Genomic DNA, 23696 nt, shown 5'->3' with positions numbered 1-23696 from the left:
AGACTTTATATATTAAAGTGAATAATGGTTTTTCGCATAAGGCAACTCCATGTTTTCGCGTAAAGTAGTCCCTTCATAATCTGATCTGAAAATCCCGCGCTTTTGAAGGATAGGGACAACTTTATCTACAAACGCTTCTAATTCGCTTGGCAAATTTGCAATGAGCATAAAACCATCCGCTCCATTCTGTTCGTACCAGACTTCGATAAGATTAGCGACGTGCTCCGGTGTACCCAGAAAAGGCGTGCGCGGTGTGGCTTCTCGTAAAGCTACTTGACGCAAAGTTAAGTTTTGCTTACGAGCTTCAGACTTAATGCGATCAGTATCGCTTCTGAAACTATTTTTGCCAATGCATCCTATCTCGGGAAAAGGTTCATCCAATGGATAGAGTGAAAAATCATGATGTTCAAAAAGACGACCTAAAAAAGCAAGTGCTTGTTCAATCGTTACCAAACCAGCAAGTTCTTCGAGTTTTCGCTCTGCTTCCTCTATCGTATCTCCAATAATCGGACTGATGCCTTGTAGAACCAACAAGTCATCGGGTTTACGTCCAAGAGCTTCTGTTTGCTCCTTTACATCTATGTAATAGCGCTGCGCTTCTTCTAAAGTAGGCATAATGGCGAAAACTACATCTGCTTGTTGTGCGGAAAATGCAATACCTGCTTTTGATGAACCAGCCTGAAAGATTACTGGTTGTCCCTGTGGTGATCGGCCGATATTTAGAGGTCCTTGTACAGAAAAGAACTCACCTTCATGATTCAATGTATGTAATTTATTTGGGTCGAAAAATTGCCCGGTCTGTTTATTGCGTATAAAGGCATCTTCTTCCCAAGAATTCCATAAGCCTTTCATGACGTTCACGAACTCGGCAGCCATCCGGTAACGCGTGGCATGATTAGGATGATCTTTAACTTCTTTAGAAAAATTTAATGCGGTCTTTTCCAATCCAGATGTCACTGCATTCCATCCTGCACGTCCACCGCTCAACATATCTAGTGAAGCAAATTGTCGCGCTGCAGAAAAAGGTTCGCCATAGGTAGTCGATAATGTGCCGACTAATCCGATATTCGACGTCACCGCTGCCAATGCAGAAAGTATCGTGAGTGGTTCGAATCGATTCAGGTAATGTGGATTCGATTTTTCATTAATATATAAAGCATCTGCGATGAAAACAAAATCAAATTTCCCGCGTTCTGACGTTAGGGCTTGTTGTTTATAAAATTCGAAGCTTACACTCGCATCCGATGGCATAGTAGGGTGCCGCCAGTCCGAAATCTTCTCACCAACACCGTGGATCATCGTTCCTATTTTTAACTTCTTCCTCACATGCATCGTCCTCTCCCTAGTCATGTGGATTGTTATATATAAATTATCCATTCATGTAAATTATCATGTGTGTCATGCCGGGTGTCAAGACATGAGTTTATATATCCTTTCGTGATGCAGTCTGATCAGACGTTCGACTATTAAAGATGGTGAAAGACAAGCCTTTAACAAGAAAGCCAGTTTTCATACTGCTTCTTTATACTGCGCGGAAACTTTTAGTTCATACGAAACACTAACTAATCTAAATCTATTATGACGTTATATTTTCAAGTTTTACGTAGGTACTATAATTGTTTGCAATAAGAGAACGAGTGGATATCATCCAACTCTCGGAAGAATTGAATGAAGTGCTTACGAGGATACGGAGGGATTTCGATGTACTAGAAAAGCAGAACAAGCTGATTCGCACACATGGCGGAATGGAATGAATAACATGAACTTAACTATTTTTTCTTGTTAGTTTGAAGGGTAGGTTAGAAATAAGTGCGTTGTAACTATTGGAATGGTTTCGTTCACAGATATGCATTATAATTCAGTACATAACTATACATATTATATATGGGGCAGCTGCATATGTATCAGACCGGAGGCGATGAGGTTGGAAAACAAGCCGAGTATGAAGACATCTGCAACAACAATTGCAGGAGCCGTCTGTTGGGGATTGATCGGTTTATTCATAGCGCCATTATATGCACGAGGATTCACGGCTTGGGATGTGGTAGCAATTCGAGGGATTTTCAGTTTTGTGTTTTTATTTGCTATTATGATGCTGTTTTTTCGTGATCAGTTACAGACACGAATAAAAGATCATTTATTTTTTGCAAGTGCAGGTATTTTCAGTCTTGCGCTATTTAACTACTTTTACTTCGAAGTATTTTCACGTTCCAGCTTGTCTCTTGCCGTGACGTTATTGTATACAGGACCGATATTCGTGATGATTTTATCGCGAATCTTCTTTAAGGAACCGCTGACCGCACGCAAAGTATTAGCATTAGCATCTGCTATTGTAGGTTGTGCATTAGTGGTTAGACTATTGCCGCTAGGATCGGAGAGTATTTCTAGTCAGACGCTGTTCATGGGAGTTCTTTCGGGTTTTTGTTATGCGCTGTACAGTATTTTCACGAAGCCAATAACGAAACGATATTCCGCCTTGACAATTACTACGTACACATTCTTTTATATGGCTTTGTTCATGTCGCTGACAAGTGATGTATGGCGTAAAGTTGATACATTCCGATATGCTGACGTTTGGATTGCCGCTTTACTACTGGCGTTGATTTCCACTGTGGCAGCGTATGTGTTGTATACATCAGGCTTGAAGCATTTAGAAGCAGGGAAGGCATCAATTCTTGCGACTATTGAACCTATTGTTGCAGTTGTAGTTGGTGTACTGTTTCTTGGTGATCAACTGCTTCCGCTACAGCTATTTGGCATCGCACTTGTATTATATTCAGCGATTCTAATAGTAGGTAGGAAAGTGAAAAGTGGTAAACCTATGAGAGAAAATCACTATTTTTGACGACGTAAGCAAAGAAAAAGTTTTCTCTCACAAGCGCGTATTATGCTTTACGTTTCCCTATTTCATCCGCAACCACAAATGCCAAATCATCATTCCCAAATAGTTGAAGCACATCCAGCATAGTTTCATTATCTATATGAAGTTCATCGAATTCATCATTGCTTTCCACGACTTCCTTTAAGGCGGAATTTGCTTGTTGTTCAGGGTATGCTTTCTGATAAAGTACTTGTGGATCTAGCTGATGATTCGCACACCACTGGACAAACAGGCGAATCATCAAATTTTCATCGTCTTTATATTTTTGAATGACTTGTTCCTCGATACTTTTAAACTCCATAGTGCAGACCTCCCTGGTCGTTTGGTTCTTTTAAGTATAAACGAAAGAGAGACTATCTAGTAGTGAATGTGATTGATTTGATTTGGATAGAAAAAACGTTGCTCAATTCTGGCAACGTTTTTTATCTATTAATTTTATTTCTTATGCTTTACAGCGGTTAACTCTGTATAAGTTTTCCCATTTTTATCTGTACTTTTGATAATTCCAATTCCTTTTGCAAGATATTCTCTGGAACCGTTCGGGTAACGAAGTATGACGACATTGCGGAAAGAACCGGCTTTCACTTTGATCGTCTTTGTCGTGCTTTCCACTAATACTTTATAATTTTCTTCTAAATTGTATCCGGTAAAGCTTTTCCCTTGTCTTAAAGGAAATGCGGCATCAACGAAAATAAAGTCAGATTCCGCCACTCCCATCATGAGTCTGTCTTTATCTTCATAATAGACAAACTCTGCATAAGAGAAAGGAGACTTTTTACTCGTATTGAATAAGTAAGTACTTTTTCCATCTCTTCTAGTAATAAAAGTTTCTTTAGTATCTTCCATGAATGAAGGCTCATAAGTGAGGGTCAGACCACTCACTGGCGATAAACCGCCGTTTACACTAGTGGGTGCTGCGTTAGGATTCTTTTTAGACAAAGCGGATGTATATACGAATCCCTTACTTTTGCCCGCTTGTACACGCGACCATCCATTAGATGAAGAAAAGACGGTTAGCTTAGAATGATTTTTAATAGTGCCCATTCTTTCTGCGTTTTGCGATGGCTTTGCGCGTAGAACGATATCGTTCTTTGCATTTACATACATACTAGTCGTTTTCGTTGCTGCACTTGTCTCGGTGGAGAGAGCGTTAGAAAAGCCAAGCACTACTAACATAAATACGAATATCATTTTTCTCATGTACATCACTCCTCGTTAATAGTTATATGTATGCATATTTACGAACAGCTCGTAATAGGACCATACTATCAAATTATACTATTCTATTTGTCATTTTAGCAAGCTAGCAATCAAGTATTTTATTTATATTGCACCAATTATCTACCACAGCGAAAGTAGACGAAAAATTTCGATTTCCTTTAAAGTTTGCTACACTAGTAGTATCACCGCTAGTCAATAATACGAAAAAAGTTAACGAACAGTTTTGATGATAAAGCGGATAGTATATTCAAGGAGGTTTTTGAAATGGCGGAAGATCGCTACCAACGTGGTTTGGAAAAGTTAATGGAACTTACGTTATCGGGTGAAGATAACCCGGCAGGTGAGATGGAAATTGGGGAGAGCTTCAAAGATGTAGCACCGGATTTGACTAAGTATGTTGTGGAATTTGCTTTTGGAGATATTTATTCGCGACCTGGACTGGATAATAAACAGAAGGTCCTTACAACGATTACGGCTCTTGTAGCACAAGGCAAGCCACAGATTCAAATGCATATCAAAACAGGCCTTGATGTAGGCTTGACGCCGGACGAGATTATCGGCTGTATTATGCACTTGATTCCGTATACAGGATTCCCGAGCGTGCTGAATGCTTTATCTGTCGCTCAAACCGTATTTGCTGAACGTGGAGTATCGATTACAAAAATGGACGAGAAGTGAGCATATGTGTTTCGAATGGGTACATCGTAAGTGGCTTCAACCGGTGATTTTCAAAACGGTTGAAGCCACTTTTATACTCAGCGAAACGGACTTAGTCATTACACTGATCAAATAAAGCTAAAACAGCGTAAATAGGAAATGAAGTATATGTAAGTGATACTTAGTCAAATCTGTCTTTCTTTTTACAACTTCATTATACTAAACACGTGATGATCAATAACCAACAGTACAGTATACGATTAGAGGAGAGATGTTACATGTTTTCAAATGAAGAAAGAGATGCAGTCTACAAAGTGATTTATAATAGAAGAGATGTGCGAAGTTTTTTGCCGACTCCCATTCCGGAAGAAGCGATACATAACGTATTGAAAGCCGCTCACCAAGCACCGTCAGTCGGCTTTATGCAACCATGGAATTTCATCATCGTTTCATCTGATGAAACGAAAGAGAAATTGGCTTGGGCAGCGGATAAAGAAAAACGTGCGCTAGCCATTCATTATGAAGACAATGGAGAAAAAGAAACAAAGTTCCTTGGCTTAAAAATACAAGGATTGAAAGAAGCACCCATTACTATTTGCGTAACATGTGATCCTACGCGTGGCGGTTCACACGTGTTAGGACGTAACTCCATCCCTGAAACGGACATGTTGTCGACTGCCTGTGCAATCCAAAATATGTGGCTAGCGGCATGTGCGGAAGGTCTGGCGATGGGGTGGGTGAGCTTTTATAAAAAGAATGATGTACGCGATATTTTGAACATACCCCCTCATGTTGAACCGGTTGCTCTTCTGTCTATTGGTTACACGGAGCATTATCCTACTGCGCCTATTCTAGAAACAGCTAATTGGGAGAAACGACGAAGTTTAGATGATTTGATTTTTACGGAGCAGTGGAATAAGAAAAAATAAATGAGTAGAGAAACGCACAAGAAATAATTATATAGTGTGAAGTGATTACAGTAGATGGAGAAAACCATGTCAACTGTAAGTAGTCTATATTTTTTTTGGTGGTAGCTCAAAGAAGTGGAATTCATCTGTGCATTTTTTGTATAATGGTAAGACTGACATCTGTAGGGAATAGGTATATGTAAAAAAAACATTTCTGTACACGCAGGTGAAAGTTATGAAGAGAGGATTTGAACGTAACGATGAGTACTAATTTTTGGCGTGATTTACCACGGCCATTTTTCATACTAGCACCGATGGAGGATGTGACGGATGTGGTTTTTCGTCACGTAGTAAGCGAAGCCGCTCGTCCGGATGTATTCTTTACCGAATTTACAAATACGGAAAGCTTTTGTCACCCAGAAGGAATCTTCAGCGTGCGTGGACGTTTGGCGTTTACGGAAGACGAACAGCCGATTGTTGCACATATTTGGGGGGACAAGCCTGAACATTTCCGTGATATGAGTATTGGAATGGCGGAACTTGGTTTTAAAGGATTGGATATTAATATGGGATGCCCTGTGCCAAATGTAGCAACAAAAGGTAAGGGGAGCGGTCTAATCAACCATCCTGAAACAGCCGCGGCAATTATCCAAGCAGCAAAAGCTGGTGGGTTACCTGTCAGTGTAAAGACTCGTCTTGGCTACACAGATATAGAAGAGTGGCACACTTGGCTCAGACATGTACTGGAGCAAGATATTGCGAACCTATCAATTCATCTCCGTACTCGTAAGGAAATGAGTAATGGGAGTGCGCATTGGGAATTGATTCCCGAGATCAAGAAACTTCGTGATGAAATAGCGCCTGACACGCTGCTGACAATCAATGGAGATATTCTCGATCGTCAAATGGGTCTGGAGCTTGTGGAGAAGTACGGTGTCGATGGGGTTATGATTGGACGCGGAATTTTTAATAATCCATTTGCATTTGAAAAAGAGAAGAGAGAGCATGATCATAAAGAGTTGCTGGATCTTTTGCGTCTTCATTTGGATCTTTTTGACAAATATTCGACAGAGCTAGAACCGCGATTGTTTAAACCGTTACGTCGATTTTTCAAGATTTACGTTAAAGGATTCCGTGGAGCAGCTGAACTAAGAAATGATTTAATGAGTACGAATACGACAGATGAAGTGCGCGCATTACTGGATAATGTAGAACTTGATTAATAGTATAGAGAATCTATAACTTAAATAATTTATTCATACATGTGAAAGCCTTCTTGCCATTCCAGAAATACTGGTATGAGCAAGGAGGCTTTTTGCATAATAGAGTCCAGGTGGAATTATATCTTCTTACTTAAATAAACCGAGTTTTTCAATTCGGCGAACTGCTTCTTGCAACCGTTCTTCACTTTCTAACAACCCAACACGAATATATCCTTCGCCGTAAATACCAAATCCGTTCCCCGGTGATACTGCGACGTCTGCTTTATCGAGTAATAAATCGGCAAAGGTTTCACTTGTAAACCCTTCTGGGACAGGTAACCAAGCGAAAAACGAGCCAGTAGGTGCTGTAACGTCCCAACCGATACGTTCACATTCGGTTAGCAATACGGTCAGACGACCTTCATAGAGCGCAACTAACTCTTCAACGCATTGTTGTGGACCTGTCAATGCTTCAATTGCAGCGCGTTGAACTGCTGGAAAGATACTAGTAAATAAGTGGTCTTGCAATACGTTTAAAGCTTCAATTATTTCAGAGTTACCGACTGCAAAACCGACGCGCCAACCTGCCATATTATACATTTTGGAAAGAGACAGCATTTCAATGCCGACTTCCTTTGCTCCGTCAGTTTGTAAAAAACTAATCGGCTTCTGACCTTCAAAACCAATACCACCATACGCAAAATCTTGTAAAACGGCAATCTGATGTTCTTTGGCAAATGCCACGGTTTTTTCATAAAACTCGGGTGTTGCTGTGACGCCAGTTGGATTACTTGGATAATTTAAGTACATTAGTTTGGCGTCTTTTTTCTGATCATCTGTTAATGTATCGTAATCAGGAAGAAATTCATTCTCCTTACGTAGTGGCATCGTGTCATATCGAATACCTGCTAAGCTGACACCTGATAGATAATCAGGGTAACCCGGGTCTGGTAACAGTAATAAGTCTCCTTCATTCATAATCGCTAAAGGGAGTTCTACGACGCCGACTTTTGTGCCACCGAGTACCGCAACTTCTGTTTCAGGGTCAATCGTAACATCGTATTCACGCAGATAGTATTCAGCCACTGCTTGCTTTAAAGCAAGTGTCCCTCTAAACGGAGAGTAGCCGTGTGTAGCTGGATCTTCAACGGCTTCTTGCAATGCTTTAATAATATGAGGAGGTGTTGGCTGGTCAGGGTTTCCACGTCCTAGGTTAATAACATCTCTACCTTCATCCATAGCCTTTTCTATTTTATTTAATAATAACGTAAAGAAATGCGGAGGGAGATTTTGTAATCGGTTGGACAAAGCCATAGTCTATTCCTTCTTTCTTTGATTGGGTATTTGCGTTAAGTATACATAGATCATACTAGACTTATCAATAGATGGATGGTTATTTGATTCCAGATGATTAAGAAAATTGTGCGAAAAAATAATACTTATAGAAAAAGTCGGAGATTAAAATGATTTGTCGTTATTGACCTTGACAGTTTTATTAATTCAGATTAGTATATATTTTACGCATATAATTAAATAGCAATCTCTTATCAAGAGTGACTGAGGGAAAAGGCCCGATGAAGTCCAGCAACCCCTTGAACGAAACGAGGAAGGTGCCAAATCCTACAGCATGGTTTTCCATCTGAGAGATAAGCTGAGAATATTTCAGTACTTCTTTCATTTAGAAAAATGAAAGAAGTTTTTTATTTAGAAAGAAATTTTAATTCCAGCTGTTTATGATTGTTTTTACTAGAATATAGAAAGAAGTGAGAACATGATCCAAATTCAACATTTGTCTAAGGTATATCAGACAAAAGATAAAGTGGTAAAAGGTGTAGATGATGTATCACTAGACATCGCGACTGGAGAGATATTTGGTATTGTAGGTTATTCAGGTGCGGGAAAAAGTTCTCTTATACGCTGTTTGAATTTGTTGGAAAAACCAACGAGTGGCACTGTTTTAATTGATGATGTAAATTTAACGAAATTATCAGGGGTACAACTTCGACAGGCACGGTTGAAGATCGGAATGATATTCCAGCATTTTTATTTAATTAGTCAAAAGACGATTTTTGAAAATGTCGCATTTGCTTTACAGGCAGCGAAAATGCCGTCAGATAAAATAGAGATTCGTGTAATGGAGCTTCTTGAAATGGTTGGTCTGTCTGAAAAACGCAACGTATATCCTGCACAGTTGAGCGGGGGACAGAAGCAACGCGTCGGTATTGCGAGAGCCCTAGCAAATAATCCATCCGTTTTGCTTTGTGATGAAGCAACATCCGCGCTGGATCCCAACACGACGATGTCTATTTTACGATTGTTGAAAAAGATTAATAAAGAATTGAATATCACCATTGTTTTAATTACTCACGAGATGAATGTTGTAAAAGAAATTTGTGATCGCATGGCGATTATGCAAGACGGAAAAGTGATCGAAGAAGGGCAAGTATATGATATCTTTTCTAACCCAGTTCAACCTTTGACGAAGGAGTTTATTAGCAGTGTGGTGTCTTACGACATACCCGAAACCGTCATGTCCAATTTGGTCGGTACACTAATAAAAATCACGTTTAAAGGTGAAGTAGCGATGGAGGGCGTGATTTCCGATACTATGCAGAAATATAGAGTGAAAGGAAACTTCTTGCATGGGTCGATCGAATATATTCAAGAACGAGCACTAGGGATTTTCTTGATGGAATTGCAAGGCGAGAGTGAAGAAGTAAAGCAAGCGATTGCATACATACTAGAACAAAATGCACAATTGGAGGTGATCCGACAACATGTTTGATCTATCTCACATCATGGAACTCATGCCGGATATTACAAAAGCATTTGGTGAAACTCTTTATATGATCGGCATCTCACTTACGATTGCGCTGATTATTGGATTGCCGCTTGGCGTTTTGTTATTTACTACAGATAAAGGACTATTTTTAGAGAACCGTGCAATTAATTCGGTTGTTGGATTTTTAGTCAATATTATTCGCTCCATTCCATTCATCATATTACTTGTGGCACTTATTCCTTTGACGAAACTAATTGTTGGAAACACAATTGGACCTGCAGCAGCTAGTGTATCGCTTTCTGTAGCAGCCATCCCTTTCTTTGCACGGATCGTTGAAACATCCATGCGTGAAATTGACAAAGGGGTGATAGAGGCGGCAATCTCAACGGGTGCTTCGCCATGGATGATTATCTGGAATGTGTTATTACCTGAATCGAAGTCGAGTATTATCCAAGGACTTACACTGACATTAATCAACTTAGTTGCTTATTCAGCAATGGCTGGATTTGTTGGCGGAGGCGGAATTGGAGATTTGGCAATTCGTTTTGGTTATTACCGATATGATGACAGTATTATGCTCGTCACCGTCGCCATTTTAATAGTGCTAGTGCAGTTGATTCAATTTGGTGGGGATCGTTTTTCAAAAATGATAGATAAAAGATAATAGGGGAGAGATGAACTATGAAGAAACTGGTATTTGCATTCATTCTCACTGCGTTGGTTGCGGCTTTAGCGGCTTGCGGAGAAGAAAAGTCTACTGAAAAATCGGATGACGATAAAAATATTCACTTTGGTGCAACAGCAGGTCCTTATAGTGATATGTTAAAAAAAGCGATCCAACCTGCACTTGAGGAAAAAGGATATACCGTTAAAATCACTGAATTCAGTGACTATATTCAGCCAAATATTTCGTTGGACAGTGGGGATATAGATGCGAACCTGTTCCAAAACATTACGTATTTGGAAAACTTCGAGAAAGAAAATAATATGGAACTCTCTGAATTAATTATAGTACCAACCGCACCATTAGGTATCTATTCAAATAAATATAAATCTCTTGAGGAAATTGAAGATGGATCAACCATCACTATTCCAAATGATCCAGTTAACGCAGCGAGAACGTTATACGTATTGGAAGATGCAGGGTTAGTGAAAATGGATGATGAAATTGACCAATTGACGGCATCTGAAAAAGACATCACGGAAAACCCGAAAAACTTGGTGATTCAGCCGGTTGAGGCGGGGCAATTGCCTCGTTCAGTAGAGGGAGCTGATTTGGCTGCAGTACCTGGAAACTTTGCAATTGCAGCAAATATGGATTTGTTAGACGCTCTGGCTTTAGAAGATATGCCTGATCAGTTCCGAAATGTTGTGGCAGTGAAAACAGAAAACGTAGATAAGCAATTTGCGAAAGATATTATTGAAGTAGTAGAATCCGAGCAGTTTTTAGAAGTGATTGAATCTGAATTTAAAGGTTTCGGTAAACCAGCTTGGATGGAAAAGTAATAGTTGTATGTAAAGTATTAAGGTAAAAAAATATACCAGACTTGAAGACGATAGAAAGTGTCTTCAGGTCTGGTATTTTCCTGTGCTTTTTACTCTGTTTCCACCAATACAATATCATCAATAATTGGCACATCACGTTTTAATTCCGTGAGCATTTCTTCATCTACAGTGCTATCGATTTCACATATTGTAATAGCGGGCCCGTCAATAGCAAAACGTTCATTTGCCATACGAGCAATATTGATTCCTCTTCTTGAGAGAATGCCTAAAAGGTCTGCAATAACACCTTTTTGATCGGTGTGGCGAATCAATAGTGCCGGACGTTCACCTGAGAATTTTAACGGATAATCGTCAAGTTCTTGTACTTCGATTTTACCTCCTCCAAGCGAACTGGCGAGGACTTTTATTTTATTGGTCGGTCCTGTTAACTCGACAAGCACGGTGTTTGGATGATAGCTACCGAGCACACGTTTCGTGAACTCGTATTCTAATCCTGTCTCTATCGCATGTTCTTTCGCATGCGGAATTCTTTCATCTGTCGTATTGTACCCCATGACACCAGCCAGAAGCGCCAAATCGGTACCGTGTCCTTGATAAGTAGTCGCAAAGGAACCCATTAGTGAAAACTTCGCATGAATTGGTTGCTCGTTCAATAGCTGAAACGCGACGTTTCCAATTCGAACAGCTCCAGCAGTGTGTGAGCTAGATGGACCAATCATGACAGGGCCAATGATTTCATAGGCACTTTGATATTTAGCAGGAGCACCGTTGCTTTTTTCTTTTTGCTCTTTTTCTTTCCCGAATACTTGGGTTTTCAGTCTTTGACCAGTAGGTGTACCAGCAAGTCCACCGATTCCAGTTTCGCGCAGTGACTCTGGCATATTCTGTCCTACTTCGTGCATGACATGGATCACTTCGTCTGGAGGAATGATGCTCACCACCCCTGCCATTGCCATATCTGCAGCAGCTTCAGCTGTGATAGCATGTAGTCCATTTCGAATGATACAAGGGATTTCTACAAGACCTGCCACAGGATCACAAACGAGTCCCAATGAGTTCTTCAGCGCAATACCTATTGCGTGACCGACTTGGTCAGGTGTGCCGCCAGCAAGTTCCACTAATGTTCCTGCCGCCATTGCAGTAGCAGAGCCGACTTCTGCTTGGCATCCTCCCGCAGCCCCTGAAATGGACGCACGATTCGCGATGACTAACCCTAGCGCAGAAGCCGTGAACATGGATAAGACGATTTGATCGCGTGTGTACTTGCCGCTATCGAGCGCATGTACAAGAACAGCAGGCAAAATCCCTGCTGATCCTGCAGTGGGGGTTGCGACAATTCGTCCCATATTCGCGTTTACTTCTGAGACCGCCAGTGCATTCGCAGCGGTGTGAAGGGTAGAAGGATGAACGAAAGAGTTCCCTTTTTCGGCATAGCTATATAAGCGCTGTCCGTCGCCGCCAGTTAGTCCTGTGCGTGACATAACAGAAGTAGTCGTCCCTTTGCGCACTGCTTCTTCCATCACCGTAAATTGTTCTGACATTTTCTTGATGATAGTTTCTCTCTGCATGCTTTTTTGCTTGATTTCCGATTGAATCATCAACTCGTAAATCGGCGTATGATCCTGTTCCGCATGCTCGATCAGTTGGTTTAAACTCGTGAATGCCATATGTGTTTGCTCCTTAAAGAGAACTGTTCAGATATAAAGATTCAAGAACCGTTCTCATTGTATTTAATATAAAACATTGCATCTATTGAAAGCGCTTACCCCCAATTATTTGTTATTTTACGTGAAATGTCAATTAATCGAAAAGATACCGAAGTACCTAATATCCAGTACCACGTATGTTTTTTAGCAACTTTGAAGATCTAATAGCAAATAATGAAATAAGTTGTTGAATGATTTCTTTAGTTTCCTTAGTATTCGGCCGATAAGCCATATAATTAACCTTTTTCTCATGAACGTTTACTAATTTATTCTATAGTGTTAAATGAATAGTTTCAATGATTTGCAACGAACTGGATAAGCCCAATACAATCATCTTATGGTATGATGAATCAATGAAAATAGAAGTAAGTAAATATATAATACGATTTCCAATGTAGGGGGATTTTTATATGAATGAAGAGACAAATTCAGTACAAGGAATTACAGAACTCAAAGAACAAATTATAAAGTATGAGAAAATCATAGAAGATTTATCAGCACCAATTATTCCTTCTATCGTACCGGAAACGATTTTAGTTCCGCTAACTGGTGCTCTTTCAGTAGGGCGTTTTATGCATATCCAGGAAAAAATTGTGCAAAGAATACCTGCTAACAACATCGTGACAGTAGTCTTTGATTTCACCGATATCAGCACCTTGGCAGTGGAAGAAAATATGGGATATGAGCTATTGAGTGAAAAAATCAATGAATTAGTCAGCGTATTACAATTGATGGGCACAGAAACTATTTTTGTAGGTTTTTCACCGGCATTTGCTCAAAATTTAATTCTATCCAATGTATCGAACTTTAATCAAATCCGTGCATTTACGAATTTCCGTGAAGGTCTTCGATACTTATTAGATCAAAAAGGCATGGAAATTGTTTATAAAAAATAAACTAATGCCTGTGCAACAGCGGATTTTTAGTCTACTGTTATACAGGCATTCATTTATTACTTTACACTACGTCGAACGACCAATACGTCACATGATGCAGTCAAAACAATTGCCTCAGAGACAGAGCCTAGAAAAAAATGCTCAGCGTTCTTTACTCCTTGCGCCCCGCAAACGATTAAGTCAGCTTCTACTGCTTGTGCAAGGTCTTTGGAAATATTTACTTTTGGATCGCCATGTGTGATGTATGTTTCCACATGGTCAATACCTTCTTCTTTAGCAATGGTTTTATAGCTATTCAGCAAATCCCTTATGTGTTGCTCTTCCCGTTCGCGATAAGAAGTGTCATCTTCGTCAATCGAAAACATATCAATGACGCTGACGATGTGCAATCTCGCATTTTCTTCCAGCTTTACAATGTCTATCGATTTATAAAAAGCCAGTTTTGCTTCACTTGAACCATCTACCGCGACCAGAATATCCATATATTCATTCATCTGTCAAATCTCCTCTCAAAAATCAGGATAACCTTTCATTCGTCTGATGTAATAAATTTAGTATGGTAATAATTTACTTCTTATTATACCATGCTTATAAGTGAATTTTTATAACATTCAGAAAAACGGATCAACTAGTTGTATAAAAATTTAAAATGAACATACTACACGTATTAACAAGGGCGTTAGAATAAGTTAGGAGGTAAAGAACATGACAAATCTAAATAAGAAGTTATCAACAGAGCAACAGGAAAAGATACTCGAAACACTTCAATCACGTTTCGCTAGTAATATGGTTCGCCACACAGATATGGACTGGTCATCATTACATGACAAGCTAATAGAGAATATGGACAAGCTATGGTCCCTCCATGAGATGGAAGTCACTGGAGGTGAGCCGGACATGGTAGACTATGACGAAACCACAGACCAATACATCTTTTTTGATTGTTCAGCAGAGAGTCCTGTAGGTCGTCGAAGCGTTTGTTATGATCGAGAAGCTTTGGAATCTAGAAAGAAGAACAAGCCGGAAAATAACGCGCTGGATATGGCGAATGAGATGGGAATTGAATTATTAACAGAAGAACAATACAGATGGCTCCAACAGTTTGGAGAATTTGATAGAAAAACATCGAGCTGGGTACAGACACCAGAAGAAATCAGGAAACGTGGTGGCGCTCTTTTTTGTGATCGTCGATATGATCAAGTGTTTTTGTATCACAATGGAGCAGAGTCGTATTATGCCGCGAGAGGATTTCGAGGCTTACTCAGACTGTGAAATGAGATAGTAATACAGTTTGCGTAGATTCGATTAATCATTCTCTTTTTAGTGTATTTCATCTATGGTAAGATAGAGAAAAGAGTAGTTTGATATGGGGATATAGTATGAGATATAGAGGTAGAGTAGTGGCTGTATGTATTGTGATATTGTTCAATATTTTGCGTTACGGCTATTACAATATCTATTTAGGTTATCTTTTTGAGAAGAGTTTCTTTGTTTTGACAGGGATTTTTTTGCTGGTTGCCTGGATAGGTGGTAGACAATACGATGTAGCCAAGTTTTATGCAGAGAAAGATCCGCTAACCAACGCCTACAACCGGCGGACAATTGATAAGGTATTTAAGAAACAGATTTCTCAATATAAGAATCAAAGGAAGAAAATTGGCGTAGTCTTGATAGATCTTGATAATTTTAAGTATATTAATGATACATTCGGGCATCAAACAGGTGATGAATTATTACGTTGCGTCGCTGAATGTATTATGAGTAACTCAAAAAAAGAGGACTATGTTGTACGCTGGGGTGGCGACGAATTCGTGCATGTAATTCTCGATCTAAAAGAGGATACTATTTCAGAATATGTTCGAAGTTTAAGAAGTAAATTATCTGATTTGGACGTAGAATCGGTCAGCGCGGTAAGTGCTTCGATCGGAATCGCAGTTTATCCAGATGACGGAGAGACTTTTGAGGTGCTGATTCAGAAGGCAGATACATCCATGTACGAAATGAAAAAAGCATAATTAGTTTCTAATCCTTGTTCAGTCTGCATAACAGAATGAACAAGGATTTTTGAAATGAAAAAATGGTGGAGAGGTATTAAATGTAATGTGGACTTCGGTAATAAGTTGATGAATGATGCTACTCGGATATATAAGCTAGCTAATAATTACGCTTAAACTTCTTATGTTCTTTCAATGGTCGCCGTAATTTCCACTCCCGTCAAAGCTTGCGTAGCTAAGCGATCAGCTTCGCTGTTTTTCTTGCGTGAAATCAGTTCATAACGTGGATGGAGCCCTAAAGATTCCATCTTTTTTTCAACTGTATTGGCCCAACTGTATAGTTCTTCTTCAATTACAGGCCATTCTTCGCTTAAATGATTGATTACGACCCGTGAGTCACCCTTAATCGCAATGGGTAAGTGGTGCGCTCCAAGTGTTTCAAGTTCTTGCAAGCATAGATGAAGTGCTGCATATTCTGCTTCGTTGTTTGAAGATAAGTGTGTAGCAATGGCGTTTTTTCGTAGTCTATAAGATTTACCATTTTGGTTATAATAAAGTACGCAACCGAGACCGGCCAACTTTGTATCCCAATCGAAACCACCGTCGAAGTATACAATGATATTATGTGGCTCTGTTTCAATGCCCTTCAAATAGCCTTTTAATTCCTTAATAGTCCAGGAACTATCAAACTGGTCTGTGAATTTTATTTGTTTTGTGCGACCTGTTTTCTCTAAGTCCTCAGCAATTAGCAGTGCTTGGTCTGCAGGTAATTCTTCGGACTTGAAAACGGTTGGTGTTCCTTTTTTTGATGTATAGTGCCATTCAATTAAAACATTCAAAGTGATCCCTCCCATATACTCAGTTTAGCCAATAAAAATAGATAAAAACCCATTAGTATGTAAATTATATTTACATAAAGGAGATAATGAATATGACCTTGTATAGCTGTTCAGAATGCAAGAAAGCGTATCCTATTGAAGCCACATGGTGGAAATGTGAATGTGGTGGTCTGCTGGATTTAGTACAGTCGGAATCAGACAAGAAGTATGATAATTGGACGAGCCAAAGATCCATTTGGAGATATTTTTCTTCAATGGTAGGTAGTGAGTATTTAACGGGTTGGCGTTCTATTACACTTGGAGAAGGTCAAACACCTTTACTTGAATTAGATGAATCCACATCAAACACGTTTATCAAAGTAGATTTCATGATGCCGACACTTTCTTTTAAAGATCGAGGTGCAGCAGTACTCGTGACGCTGGCAAAACAGTTGGGTGTGAACAAGTTGATTGTAGATAGCAGTGGTAATGCGGGAACAGCCATTGCTGCATACAGTGCCAAAGCAGGAATAGACTGTGATGTTTATGTAAGTGTGAATACATCACCCAATAAATTGGCGCAAATTCAAGCGCATGGAGCAAATATTAAAACAGTGAGTGGAACAAGGGAAGATGTGGCGATTGCAGCTCAATCTGCAGTTGAGGAGGAGCAAGTATTTTACGCAAGCCATGTCTACAATCCGTATTTTTACGAAGGTACAAAAACGTATGCTTATGAAGTTTATGAACAATTGGGGACAGTACCTGATACAGTATTGATACCAGTAGGAAATGGAACGTTGTTATTGGGTGTTTACTATGGCTTTAAAGAGTTGCTTGAAGCAAAGAAAATTGACTATATGCCGAAGATCATCGCGATTCAAGCTGAGAAATGTGCACCGCTTGCGAAAGCATTTGAAAGTGGGGAACTTACAGCCAAGTCGGTCGTGAATGAAGGAACTCTTGCAGAAGGTATTGCCATTGCGTCACCAGCCAGGTCCAAACAAATAGTAGAAGCTGTTAGGGAGACTGATGGTACGTTCATTACTGTTTCTGAGGATGAAATTTTAGAAGCTCGCGTAAAGCTTGCGGCCAAAGGGTTCTATGTAGAAATCACTTCTGCTATTAATTATGCTGGATACACTAAATATGGGAATTCTAAAGATGAAGTCATTGTCATCCCGTTATGCGGAGCAGGCATCAAGTCTTCAACATAAAAAATCCTGCGCGGAAAGCCGCCATGTATAGTACACATGATTACTTTCCGTACAGGAATCATTGATTATTATGCGGTTTCCGTATTACTTTGACTCTCTTCGACATCTGGCTCACCTAACACACCTTCTGTTTGCGCAACGACAACAGCACATGCAGCATCACCAGTAATGTTGACAGCTGTGCGTACCATATCAAGTAGGCGATCTACTCCGAGTACTAGCGCAATTCCTTCAACCGGAAGCCCGACTGATGTCAGAACCATTGCTAACATGATTAATCCTGCACCTGGAACAGCAGCTGTTCCAATACTAGCCAGTACTGCAGTTAAAACAACAGTAAGTAACTGTCCTATAGTTAACTCGATACCATAAGCTTGTGCAATGAATATAACGGCTGCACCTTGCATGATCGCGGTGCCGTCCATATTAATAGTAGCTCCAAGCGATTGAGTGAATGAACTGATAGACTCGGGTACTTTTAACTTCTCCTGAGCTGTTTTCATTGAAATTGGTAGTGTCGCAGCAGAACTTGCCGTACTGAACGCGACAACCTGAGCCGGAAAGAAGTTCTTGAAGAACCAGAGCGGACTACGCTTTCCAATAAATGCGACCGATCCACCATAGACGACAATCGTATGGATTAGAAGAGCCCCGAGAACGACCCCCATATACATACCCATTACCTTAAGTGCGTCAATCCCTTGACTTCCCACAGCAGACGCAATCAAACCGAATGCTCCGTATGGCGCGAATTTCATAACAAATGTGATCAGGTACATAATGAGTTCATTAACTTGCTCGAATAATACTTTCACTCTTTCAACTTTACTCCCCATCATTGCCATTCCAAAGCCAACCAATGCTGCAAAGAAGATAATCTGAAGCATATTGCCTTCTGCCATAGCACTAATCGGATTTGTAGGAATAATGCCTAATAGTGTTTCCGCTACTGGAGGAGCTTCTTGCGCTTCATATGTGGCATTAGCTGTTTCAAAGTTACCTCCTACACCCGGCTTTAGCAATAGACCGAGAGAAATCGCGATGACAAGAGCAATGGCTGTTGTAATCAAGAAAAATCCAAGGGTCTTTCCACCAATTCTACCTAATTTCTTCGGATCACCAATTCCAACCGTTCCAAGAACAATTGAAATGAATACCACAGGGACAACTAGCATCTTCATGAGATTCAAGAAAATTGTACCAAGTGGTTTAAATAGAAATGCATCAGCTGTTGTAAAAATACTAGGCATGAAAATATTTAATACTAAACCGACGACTACCCCTGCAATAAGTGCAATAATGATATTTCTGGCCAACTTCATAAATATCCCTCCTTAATATAAGGTATTCAATAATCAACATACATATGAAAGCGCTTACTTTCTATTATTCGACATACTTGGTAGATTGTCAACCTAATTAGGTAGATACTTAACCAGTTATTGAATAGTTCAAGAGAAACAAAGAAAGTGAGTACGGTCGGTGTGTTGATACATTCATAACTAAATAATTCGCAGAAGAAAGAAATTGATGTAAGTTAAGTTTCTGAAGAGGACATTGCATAGAAAACGTACAATCAGGAGTATAGACATTATTACATCATCGCGAGTCTTAAGTTATGCGGGTAATGTTGCATGAGAGGCAAAGGGGCAGGTATTCATCAGTATCTTATGTAAATCAAACTGTATAAATAAATTGATATCTTTCAAAATTCAAAGTATTATTTGGTTTTTAATGTGAGTCGCTGTACAATTAGGTTATCTATGAATTAATTCTTATATTAAGATAGGAAGTGTGTCAACTGAAAAAGAGAGGCCGCCGAGTGGGAGCTGATGGCGAGAAAAGTCGTCAATTGCTTTTAGAAATTTCTGCAATGCAATTCGCTATTCATGGTTTCCATAAAACGAAGATTAGTGAAATCGTGAAAGAAGCAAACGTCACACAGCCAACATTCTACTTATATTTTAAAAATAAAGAAGCCGTATTTCAGGAATTAGTCGATATGTTTAAAGAAAAATTATATCATCATGTAGCACAAAGCAAACTTCCCGCAGATATAGCAGAAGAAGGTCTAAAGGGGCGAATTGCTTATGGGTTGTGTGCTGTTTTTGAGCTCTTTCAGCAACACGAAGAAGTTGCACGAATTGGTTTTGTCATTTCGGAAGAAGCAGCTAACATTAAAGAACAAATGACTGCACAAATAGAAAGTAATCTTAAAGAAGAAGCAGAGCTTGGATATTTTCATACAAATATAAACTTTGGCGTTGTCGCTGCTGCAATGGTTGGCGCGATTGAATATCTGGCAATCACCAAACTTTGGACAGGAACACATAAACCAGAGGAATTGGCCGAAGAGATTACAAATTTATTTTTAATCGGATTAAAAAATAACTATTCAATAGAGATTTCTTAAATAAAATGTTTGATATCGACTTCTATTGAACGACTAACTAAATAGCAATCTTATTTTTTATATGCTCTTTGAGTAAACAAACCTGTAAAAAGTATTGACACATATATTTGTTTACTATAAAATCAATGTCAACATTAGTTAGAATAGGGTTTACTCAAAGGGGATCATACATATGATGGATTCAAGAAACAGATTAAAAATGATGATTGTAACCGCATTATTCGCTGCCATTATTGGTATTATGGCACAGCTAACGATTCCACTACCTTTAGTTCCGATTACAGGACAAACACTTGCAGTCGGTTTAGCAGCGACTATTTTAGGTTCACGTTATGGAACCATCTCTGTACTAGTATATTTAGCGATGGGCGCGGTAGGGATACCGGTATTTTCAGGCATGTCTTCGGGTTTAGGTGTGATTTTTGGACCCACTGGTGGATTTCTGATCGGCTTTATCCCAACCGCATTCATTACGGGGTATTATATGGAGCGCACAAGTTTCAAACTACCAAATGCAGTTATTGCAAATATCATTGGCATGTTCGTCGCCTTAGCGTTTGGTACAGTATGGCTAAAATTTATTGCGGAACTTTCTTGGACAGCCGCTGTGATGGCTGGCTTCGTGCCATTTTTAATCGGTGGTTTCATCAAGGCATTTCTTGCGGCATGGGCAGGTATTACGGTTCGCGGGAGATTGCTTGCTAACCGACTATTGCTTGCTTAATTTTATTTCAGATGATGTAAAACGTTAATTCATATAATATGAGTTAACGTTTTTTTAATATGTTAGTTCATTATTGCTTCACATTAATTGGATAAGAAAAGCAGTTGGATTTTTGTTGAGTAATTGGTAGAATGATTTTGTAATGATAGAACAGATACTTATTACTAGACTAGATGATCCGTGAAGAGGGTATACAACTTGAGATTGGAATGATATATCGGTGGCGGAAACTAAGAGAAGATCCCCATTGGAAAAATGAGGGAAGCAGTTTTAGGAGGTATTACCATGAAGATTGCTGTGGCGGTAGATGGCTCAAATAATGCATTACGGGCAACAGATTATGCAATCATGTTAGTGAAACAATTTTCTGAAGCTAAACTGGAATTGATCCATGTGATCGACTTCAATAAAGAAGATGAGCGATTATTAAAACAAAGTCCTCATAGTCTTGCTATGTATCAAAAGAAGAAGATGCAATCTGCACTGAAATTAGTAAATGATAGTGGAATAGTAGCGGAAGTTACAATGCTTCGTGGGAATCCGCATCAGCAAATCATTAAACACGTAAATGCGAATGATATCGATCATCTCATCCTAAGCAGTCGCGGTTTAAGATTACTTAAGAAGTTAGTTATGGGTAGTGTAAGTCAAAAAGTCATCAAACATGTAAATAGCTCTGTGACGATAATTAAATAAACAATATAAACCAGAACTGCCGTAGCGTATCCTACAGATATGTTACGGCAGTTTTTTTAGGATCTTTTACTGTCGGCATATGCCGGTTCTGGTCTTTGCATTTTCATATCGGTGATTGAAGAATTACCTTCCCACTTATCCAGTATCACAGCATTGGCTGTGTTGCCAAATACGTTCAACAATGTACGGAAGCCATCAGTCAAGCGATCCACTCCAGCGACAAGCGCAATACCCGCAAGAGGTAAATTGGCTGCGGCAAGTACAGTGGACATCATAATGATACCTGCACCTGGCACACCTGCTGTACTAAATGACACGACAAGTGCACTGACAATGATGGCTAGGATTTGTGCGCCACTCAGCTGGATATCAAATAGCTGAGCAACGAATAAAGCATTGAATGTCTGCAAAATGCAAGCACCGTCACGTTTCAAGGCAGTTCCTAAAGGTATCGCAAAACCTGCAATCTCTTCTTTCATTTTAAATTCTTTTTTGCTATTTTCCATGGCGACCGGCAATGCTGCATTAGAGCTAGCCGTACCGAATGCGATACCGAATGTCGGCTGGAAGCTTTTCCAGAAGTGCTTTGGAGACACATGTAGGAAGCTTAGAATAACAAAGTACGCGATAGCCATCAGTGTCAAAGCTAAGATTAATCCTAAAATATAAACAAATAATTTTTGCACAATATCAAGACCTTGTGTGGCAATTACAGAACTGATTAAGGCGAAAACACCTATTGGAGACAATTTCAAAACAAGCATCGTAATCTTTTCTACGATAGTGTGCACGCTTTCTACGAATGAAAGAAATGGTTTTGCTTGACTGCCAGCCATACGAATTCCGATGACAACAATAATTGCCGTGAAGATAATCTGCAACAAATTCCCTGTGGCGAACGCTTCGAATGGATTGGTAGGAACTATCGAAATCAACCATTCAAGAATACCTTGTCCTTCCTTTGCCTCTCCTGCTGCCACTTCCCCTAAGCCATCTACTATATTCCCGGGTTTCAATACTGAAGCGGTGATATAACCAATGACAAGCGCGAGTATGCTAGTGCTGATGTAAAGGAACAATAGCTTCCCTGTTAACCGTCCAACTTTTTCAGAGTGATCTATACTAGAGAAACCTACAATTAATGATGTAAACACAATGGGTACTACTACGAACTGGATTAAGCTCAAGAAAATTTTACCGATTGGAGAAAGTACGTATTCATTCAATTGCGGTACTGCTTGCGGGAGGAAGATATTTAGAATAATCCCAAAAATAATACCTAACACGAGACCGACTGTGATTTTTGTTGAAAGTTTAATAGAAAACAACTCCTTAAATCCTTATTGATATAGTAGGTTTAATATAATGAAATATATATGTTTTGTCAATACTAATAATTCTAACTATTGCAAGAGTGTATAGTAGTCGCTAATTTTATTGAGTCTTGTTCAATAAGATCAAATGGTATTATGATGAATTGAAACAACTATCTTAAGAAAGAGCAATTATGTATACAACTAATATTAAATCATATAAGATACCCCTATAGGTATGTAAGGGGGGACGAGATGAAAGAACAATCGTATGAAAATCATACACGGGTAACACCTTTGCAACACTATATTTGGTTACCATTAAGCGTTCTATTGCTTTTGACAACAGCGATCTATGGAATTTATCAATTTGTAAAGCATGGGTTTTCAATGCAGATTTTACTATTATTCGCTGTCATCGTTCTTGCTATTATTCCAGGGATGCTCGCACGGATTTATGCGTTGTCTTTGCAAGATCGATTAATCATCACAGAGGAGCAGCTTCGTTACTTTATGTTGACGGGTAACCGTTTAGCTGCACAATTGACGAAATCACAATGGATTGCATTACGATTTGCTTCAGATGAAGAGTACGTGGAACTTGCGAATCGGGCAGTAGTGGAAGATCTGTCACCAGATGAAATTAAGAAATCTATAAAGTCATGGAGAGCAGATCATCAGCGTGTGTAATGAAAATAGAGAACACAGGATCTGAACTAGATCTGTGTTCTCTTTTAAGTTGGTTACATATTATATATCGCT

25 protein-coding genes and 1 riboswitch are annotated in these 23696 nt (G+C 39.4%); of the genes, 16 read left to right on the top strand and 9 right to left on the bottom strand.

From position 1 onward, the window contains the following. Window positions 1-12: 12 nt before the first annotated feature. Complete coding sequence (locus CSV70_RS08425; protein ID WP_199171605.1) at window positions 13-1332, bottom strand: LLM class flavin-dependent oxidoreductase; 1320 nt, start codon at window positions 1330-1332, stop codon at window positions 13-15. A 305-nt stretch (window positions 1333-1637) separates the two neighbouring features. Here CSV70_RS08425 and CSV70_RS16700 point away from each other — a divergent pair, with 305 nt between their 5' ends. Together CSV70_RS16700 and CSV70_RS08415 are read left to right on the top strand one after the other, a co-directional pair. Next, window positions 1638-1754 (top strand): DeoR family transcriptional regulator, encoded by a 117-nt coding sequence (locus CSV70_RS16700; RefSeq protein ID WP_255397445.1) that lies wholly within the window; start codon window positions 1638-1640, stop codon window positions 1752-1754. A gap of 170 nt (window positions 1755-1924) precedes the next feature. Continuing rightward, window positions 1925-2845 (top strand): DMT family transporter, encoded by a 921-nt coding sequence (locus CSV70_RS08415; RefSeq protein WP_233191780.1) that lies wholly within the window; start codon window positions 1925-1927, stop codon window positions 2843-2845. Window positions 2846-2885: 40 nt separating this feature from the next. Here CSV70_RS08415 and CSV70_RS08410 read toward each other — a convergent pair whose 3' ends face one another. Together CSV70_RS08410 and CSV70_RS08405 are read right to left on the bottom strand one after the other, a co-directional pair. Continuing rightward, window positions 2886-3182 carry a hypothetical protein gene (locus CSV70_RS08410; RefSeq protein ID WP_085131856.1) on the bottom strand — a complete coding sequence of 99 codons (297 nt, stop codon included), beginning with the start codon at window positions 3180-3182 and terminating at the stop codon, window positions 2886-2888. A gap of 134 nt (window positions 3183-3316) precedes the next feature. Next, entirely contained in the window at window positions 3317-4081 is a 765-nt protein-coding gene (locus tag CSV70_RS08405; RefSeq protein ID WP_158232313.1) for an SH3 domain-containing protein, read from the bottom strand. 285 nt (window positions 4082-4366) lie between these two features. Here CSV70_RS08405 and CSV70_RS08400 point away from each other — a divergent pair, with 285 nt between their 5' ends. The 3 genes from CSV70_RS08400 to CSV70_RS08390 all read left to right on the top strand — a co-directional run bounded on the left by CSV70_RS08400 (window position 4367) and on the right by CSV70_RS08390 (window position 6890). Continuing rightward, complete coding sequence (locus CSV70_RS08400; RefSeq protein WP_085131854.1) at window positions 4367-4780, top strand: carboxymuconolactone decarboxylase family protein; 414 nt, start codon at window positions 4367-4369, stop codon at window positions 4778-4780. Window positions 4781-5037: 257 nt separating this feature from the next. Continuing rightward, window positions 5038-5688, top strand: coding sequence for a 5,6-dimethylbenzimidazole synthase (gene bluB / locus CSV70_RS08395; RefSeq protein ID WP_085131853.1), 651 nt, complete (start codon window positions 5038-5040; stop codon window positions 5686-5688). A 239-nt stretch (window positions 5689-5927) separates the two neighbouring features. After that, the gene (locus CSV70_RS08390) at window positions 5928-6890 is read left to right on the top strand and encodes a tRNA dihydrouridine synthase (protein ID WP_085131852.1); all 963 of its coding nucleotides are present in this window, start codon (window positions 5928-5930) and stop codon (window positions 6888-6890) included. A gap of 126 nt (window positions 6891-7016) precedes the next feature. On the opposite strand, the gene CSV70_RS08385 is transcribed toward CSV70_RS08390, so the two are convergent. Beyond that, on the bottom strand, window positions 7017-8183 hold the full coding sequence (locus CSV70_RS08385; protein ID WP_085131851.1) for a pyridoxal phosphate-dependent aminotransferase: 1167 nt from the start codon (window positions 8181-8183) through the stop codon (window positions 7017-7019). 227 nt (window positions 8184-8410) lie between these two features. Then, a riboswitch (SAM riboswitch) is annotated at window positions 8411-8522 on the top strand. A 118-nt stretch (window positions 8523-8640) separates the two neighbouring features. Here CSV70_RS08385 and CSV70_RS08380 point away from each other — a divergent pair. The 3 genes from CSV70_RS08380 to CSV70_RS08370 are packed head-to-tail and all read left to right on the top strand — an operon-like array spanning window position 8641 to window position 11157. Then, window positions 8641-9654, top strand: a complete 1014-nt coding sequence (locus tag CSV70_RS08380) for a methionine ABC transporter ATP-binding protein (protein ID WP_099628829.1) — start codon at window positions 8641-8643, stop codon at window positions 9652-9654. After that, window positions 9647-10315 (top strand): methionine ABC transporter permease, encoded by a 669-nt coding sequence (locus CSV70_RS08375; RefSeq protein WP_085131849.1) that lies wholly within the window; start codon window positions 9647-9649, stop codon window positions 10313-10315. Before CSV70_RS08380 ends, CSV70_RS08375 begins: the two co-directional genes overlap by 8 nt. Before the next feature lie 17 nt (window positions 10316-10332). Continuing rightward, the gene (locus tag CSV70_RS08370; protein WP_085131848.1) at window positions 10333-11157 is read left to right on the top strand and encodes a MetQ/NlpA family ABC transporter substrate-binding protein; all 825 of its coding nucleotides are present in this window, start codon (window positions 10333-10335) and stop codon (window positions 11155-11157) included. 89 nt (window positions 11158-11246) lie between these two features. Here CSV70_RS08370 and sdaAA read toward each other — a convergent pair whose 3' ends face one another. Further along, window positions 11247-12824 (bottom strand): L-serine ammonia-lyase, iron-sulfur-dependent, subunit alpha, encoded by a 1578-nt coding sequence (gene sdaAA, locus CSV70_RS16895; protein WP_099628828.1) that lies wholly within the window; start codon window positions 12822-12824, stop codon window positions 11247-11249. Window positions 12825-13273: 449 nt separating this feature from the next. Between sdaAA and CSV70_RS08360 the strand changes: the two genes are divergently transcribed. Further along, entirely contained in the window at window positions 13274-13759 is a 486-nt protein-coding gene (locus CSV70_RS08360) for an STAS domain-containing protein (RefSeq protein WP_085131846.1), read from the top strand. Window positions 13760-13815: 56 nt separating this feature from the next. On the opposite strand, the gene CSV70_RS08355 is transcribed toward CSV70_RS08360, so the two are convergent. Beyond that, window positions 13816-14253 (bottom strand): universal stress protein, encoded by a 438-nt coding sequence (locus tag CSV70_RS08355; protein ID WP_085131845.1) that lies wholly within the window; start codon window positions 14251-14253, stop codon window positions 13816-13818. A gap of 211 nt (window positions 14254-14464) precedes the next feature. Here CSV70_RS08355 and CSV70_RS08350 point away from each other — a divergent pair, with 211 nt between their 5' ends. After that, window positions 14465-15031 carry a DUF4256 domain-containing protein gene (locus CSV70_RS08350; RefSeq protein ID WP_099628827.1) on the top strand — a complete coding sequence of 189 codons (567 nt, stop codon included), beginning with the start codon at window positions 14465-14467 and terminating at the stop codon, window positions 15029-15031. A 107-nt stretch (window positions 15032-15138) separates the two neighbouring features. Further along, window positions 15139-15774, top strand: a complete 636-nt coding sequence (locus tag CSV70_RS08345; RefSeq protein ID WP_099628826.1) for a GGDEF domain-containing protein — start codon at window positions 15139-15141, stop codon at window positions 15772-15774. A gap of 161 nt (window positions 15775-15935) precedes the next feature. Here CSV70_RS08345 and CSV70_RS08340 read toward each other — a convergent pair whose 3' ends face one another. Then, a complete protein-coding gene (locus CSV70_RS08340; protein WP_099628825.1) occupies window positions 15936-16592 on the bottom strand; it encodes a reverse transcriptase-like protein in 657 nt (218 codons plus the stop codon). Window positions 16593-16684: 92 nt separating this feature from the next. Here CSV70_RS08340 and CSV70_RS08335 point away from each other — a divergent pair, with 92 nt between their 5' ends. After that, window positions 16685-17788: a threonine synthase gene (locus CSV70_RS08335; RefSeq protein WP_099628824.1), complete on the top strand. Its 1104-nt coding sequence runs from the start codon at window positions 16685-16687 to the stop codon at window positions 17786-17788. 68 nt (window positions 17789-17856) lie between these two features. On the opposite strand, the gene CSV70_RS08330 is transcribed toward CSV70_RS08335, so the two are convergent. Then, a complete protein-coding gene (locus CSV70_RS08330) occupies window positions 17857-19110 on the bottom strand; it encodes a dicarboxylate/amino acid:cation symporter (RefSeq protein WP_099628823.1) in 1254 nt (417 codons plus the stop codon). 500 nt (window positions 19111-19610) lie between these two features. On the opposite strand from CSV70_RS08330, the gene CSV70_RS08325 reads away from it, so the two are divergent. From CSV70_RS08325 to CSV70_RS08315, 3 genes are all read left to right on the top strand, one after another. After that, on the top strand, window positions 19611-20201 hold the full coding sequence (locus tag CSV70_RS08325; RefSeq protein ID WP_099628822.1) for a TetR/AcrR family transcriptional regulator: 591 nt from the start codon (window positions 19611-19613) through the stop codon (window positions 20199-20201). Window positions 20202-20373: 172 nt separating this feature from the next. Further along, window positions 20374-20925 carry a biotin transporter BioY gene (locus tag CSV70_RS08320; RefSeq protein WP_085131838.1) on the top strand — a complete coding sequence of 184 codons (552 nt, stop codon included), beginning with the start codon at window positions 20374-20376 and terminating at the stop codon, window positions 20923-20925. A gap of 285 nt (window positions 20926-21210) precedes the next feature. After that, window positions 21211-21621 (top strand): universal stress protein, encoded by a 411-nt coding sequence (locus CSV70_RS08315; RefSeq protein ID WP_099627186.1) that lies wholly within the window; start codon window positions 21211-21213, stop codon window positions 21619-21621. Between the two features lie 56 nt (window positions 21622-21677). On the opposite strand, the gene CSV70_RS08310 is transcribed toward CSV70_RS08315, so the two are convergent. Continuing rightward, on the bottom strand, window positions 21678-22949 hold the full coding sequence (locus tag CSV70_RS08310) for a dicarboxylate/amino acid:cation symporter (protein WP_199171604.1): 1272 nt from the start codon (window positions 22947-22949) through the stop codon (window positions 21678-21680). Window positions 22950-23189: 240 nt separating this feature from the next. Between CSV70_RS08310 and CSV70_RS08305 the strand changes: the two genes are divergently transcribed. After that, the gene (locus tag CSV70_RS08305; protein ID WP_099628821.1) at window positions 23190-23624 is read left to right on the top strand and encodes a DUF6526 family protein; all 435 of its coding nucleotides are present in this window, start codon (window positions 23190-23192) and stop codon (window positions 23622-23624) included. The last annotated feature ends 72 nt before the right edge of the window (window positions 23625-23696 follow it).

Source organism: Sporosarcina sp. P25, from assembly GCF_002743235.1.
Classification (GTDB): Bacteria; Bacillota; Bacilli; order Bacillales_A; family Planococcaceae; genus Sporosarcina; species Sporosarcina ureae_B.
This window is presented reverse-complemented; position numbering and strand designations above follow the sequence as displayed.

Excerpts from the sequence above, each read along its gene's own strand:
- CSV70_RS08425 (WP_199171605.1), bottom strand. The coding sequence starts at position 1,332 with ATGCATGTGAGGAAGAAGTTAAAAATAGGAACGATGATCCACGGTGTT.
- CSV70_RS08410 (WP_085131856.1), bottom strand. The coding sequence starts at position 3,182 with ATGGAGTTTAAAAGTATCGAGGAACAAGTCATTCAAAAATATAAAGAC.
- CSV70_RS08405 (WP_158232313.1), bottom strand. The coding sequence starts at position 4,081 with ATGAGAAAAATGATATTCGTATTTATGTTAGTAGTGCTTGGCTTTTCT.
- CSV70_RS08400 (WP_085131854.1), top strand. The coding sequence starts at position 4,367 with ATGGCGGAAGATCGCTACCAACGTGGTTTGGAAAAGTTAATGGAACTT.
- bluB (WP_085131853.1), top strand. The coding sequence starts at position 5,038 with ATGTTTTCAAATGAAGAAAGAGATGCAGTCTACAAAGTGATTTATAAT.
- CSV70_RS08390 (WP_085131852.1), top strand. The coding sequence starts at position 5,928 with ATGAGTACTAATTTTTGGCGTGATTTACCACGGCCATTTTTCATACTA.
- CSV70_RS08385 (WP_085131851.1), bottom strand. The coding sequence starts at position 8,183 with ATGGCTTTGTCCAACCGATTACAAAATCTCCCTCCGCATTTCTTTACG.
- CSV70_RS08380 (WP_099628829.1), top strand. The coding sequence starts at position 8,641 with ATGATCCAAATTCAACATTTGTCTAAGGTATATCAGACAAAAGATAAA.
- CSV70_RS08375 (WP_085131849.1), top strand. The coding sequence starts at position 9,647 with ATGTTTGATCTATCTCACATCATGGAACTCATGCCGGATATTACAAAA.
- CSV70_RS08370 (WP_085131848.1), top strand. The coding sequence starts at position 10,333 with ATGAAGAAACTGGTATTTGCATTCATTCTCACTGCGTTGGTTGCGGCT.
- sdaAA (WP_099628828.1), bottom strand. The coding sequence starts at position 12,824 with ATGGCATTCACGAGTTTAAACCAACTGATCGAGCATGCGGAACAGGAT.
- CSV70_RS08360 (WP_085131846.1), top strand. The coding sequence starts at position 13,274 with ATGAATGAAGAGACAAATTCAGTACAAGGAATTACAGAACTCAAAGAA.
- CSV70_RS08355 (WP_085131845.1), bottom strand. The coding sequence starts at position 14,253 with ATGAATGAATATATGGATATTCTGGTCGCGGTAGATGGTTCAAGTGAA.
- CSV70_RS08350 (WP_099628827.1), top strand. The coding sequence starts at position 14,465 with ATGACAAATCTAAATAAGAAGTTATCAACAGAGCAACAGGAAAAGATA.
- CSV70_RS08345 (WP_099628826.1), top strand. The coding sequence starts at position 15,139 with ATGAGATATAGAGGTAGAGTAGTGGCTGTATGTATTGTGATATTGTTC.
- CSV70_RS08335 (WP_099628824.1), top strand. The coding sequence starts at position 16,685 with ATGACCTTGTATAGCTGTTCAGAATGCAAGAAAGCGTATCCTATTGAA.
- CSV70_RS08330 (WP_099628823.1), bottom strand. The coding sequence starts at position 19,110 with ATGAAGTTGGCCAGAAATATCATTATTGCACTTATTGCAGGGGTAGTC.
- CSV70_RS08320 (WP_085131838.1), top strand. The coding sequence starts at position 20,374 with ATGATGGATTCAAGAAACAGATTAAAAATGATGATTGTAACCGCATTA.
- CSV70_RS08315 (WP_099627186.1), top strand. The coding sequence starts at position 21,211 with ATGAAGATTGCTGTGGCGGTAGATGGCTCAAATAATGCATTACGGGCA.
- CSV70_RS08305 (WP_099628821.1), top strand. The coding sequence starts at position 23,190 with ATGAAAGAACAATCGTATGAAAATCATACACGGGTAACACCTTTGCAA.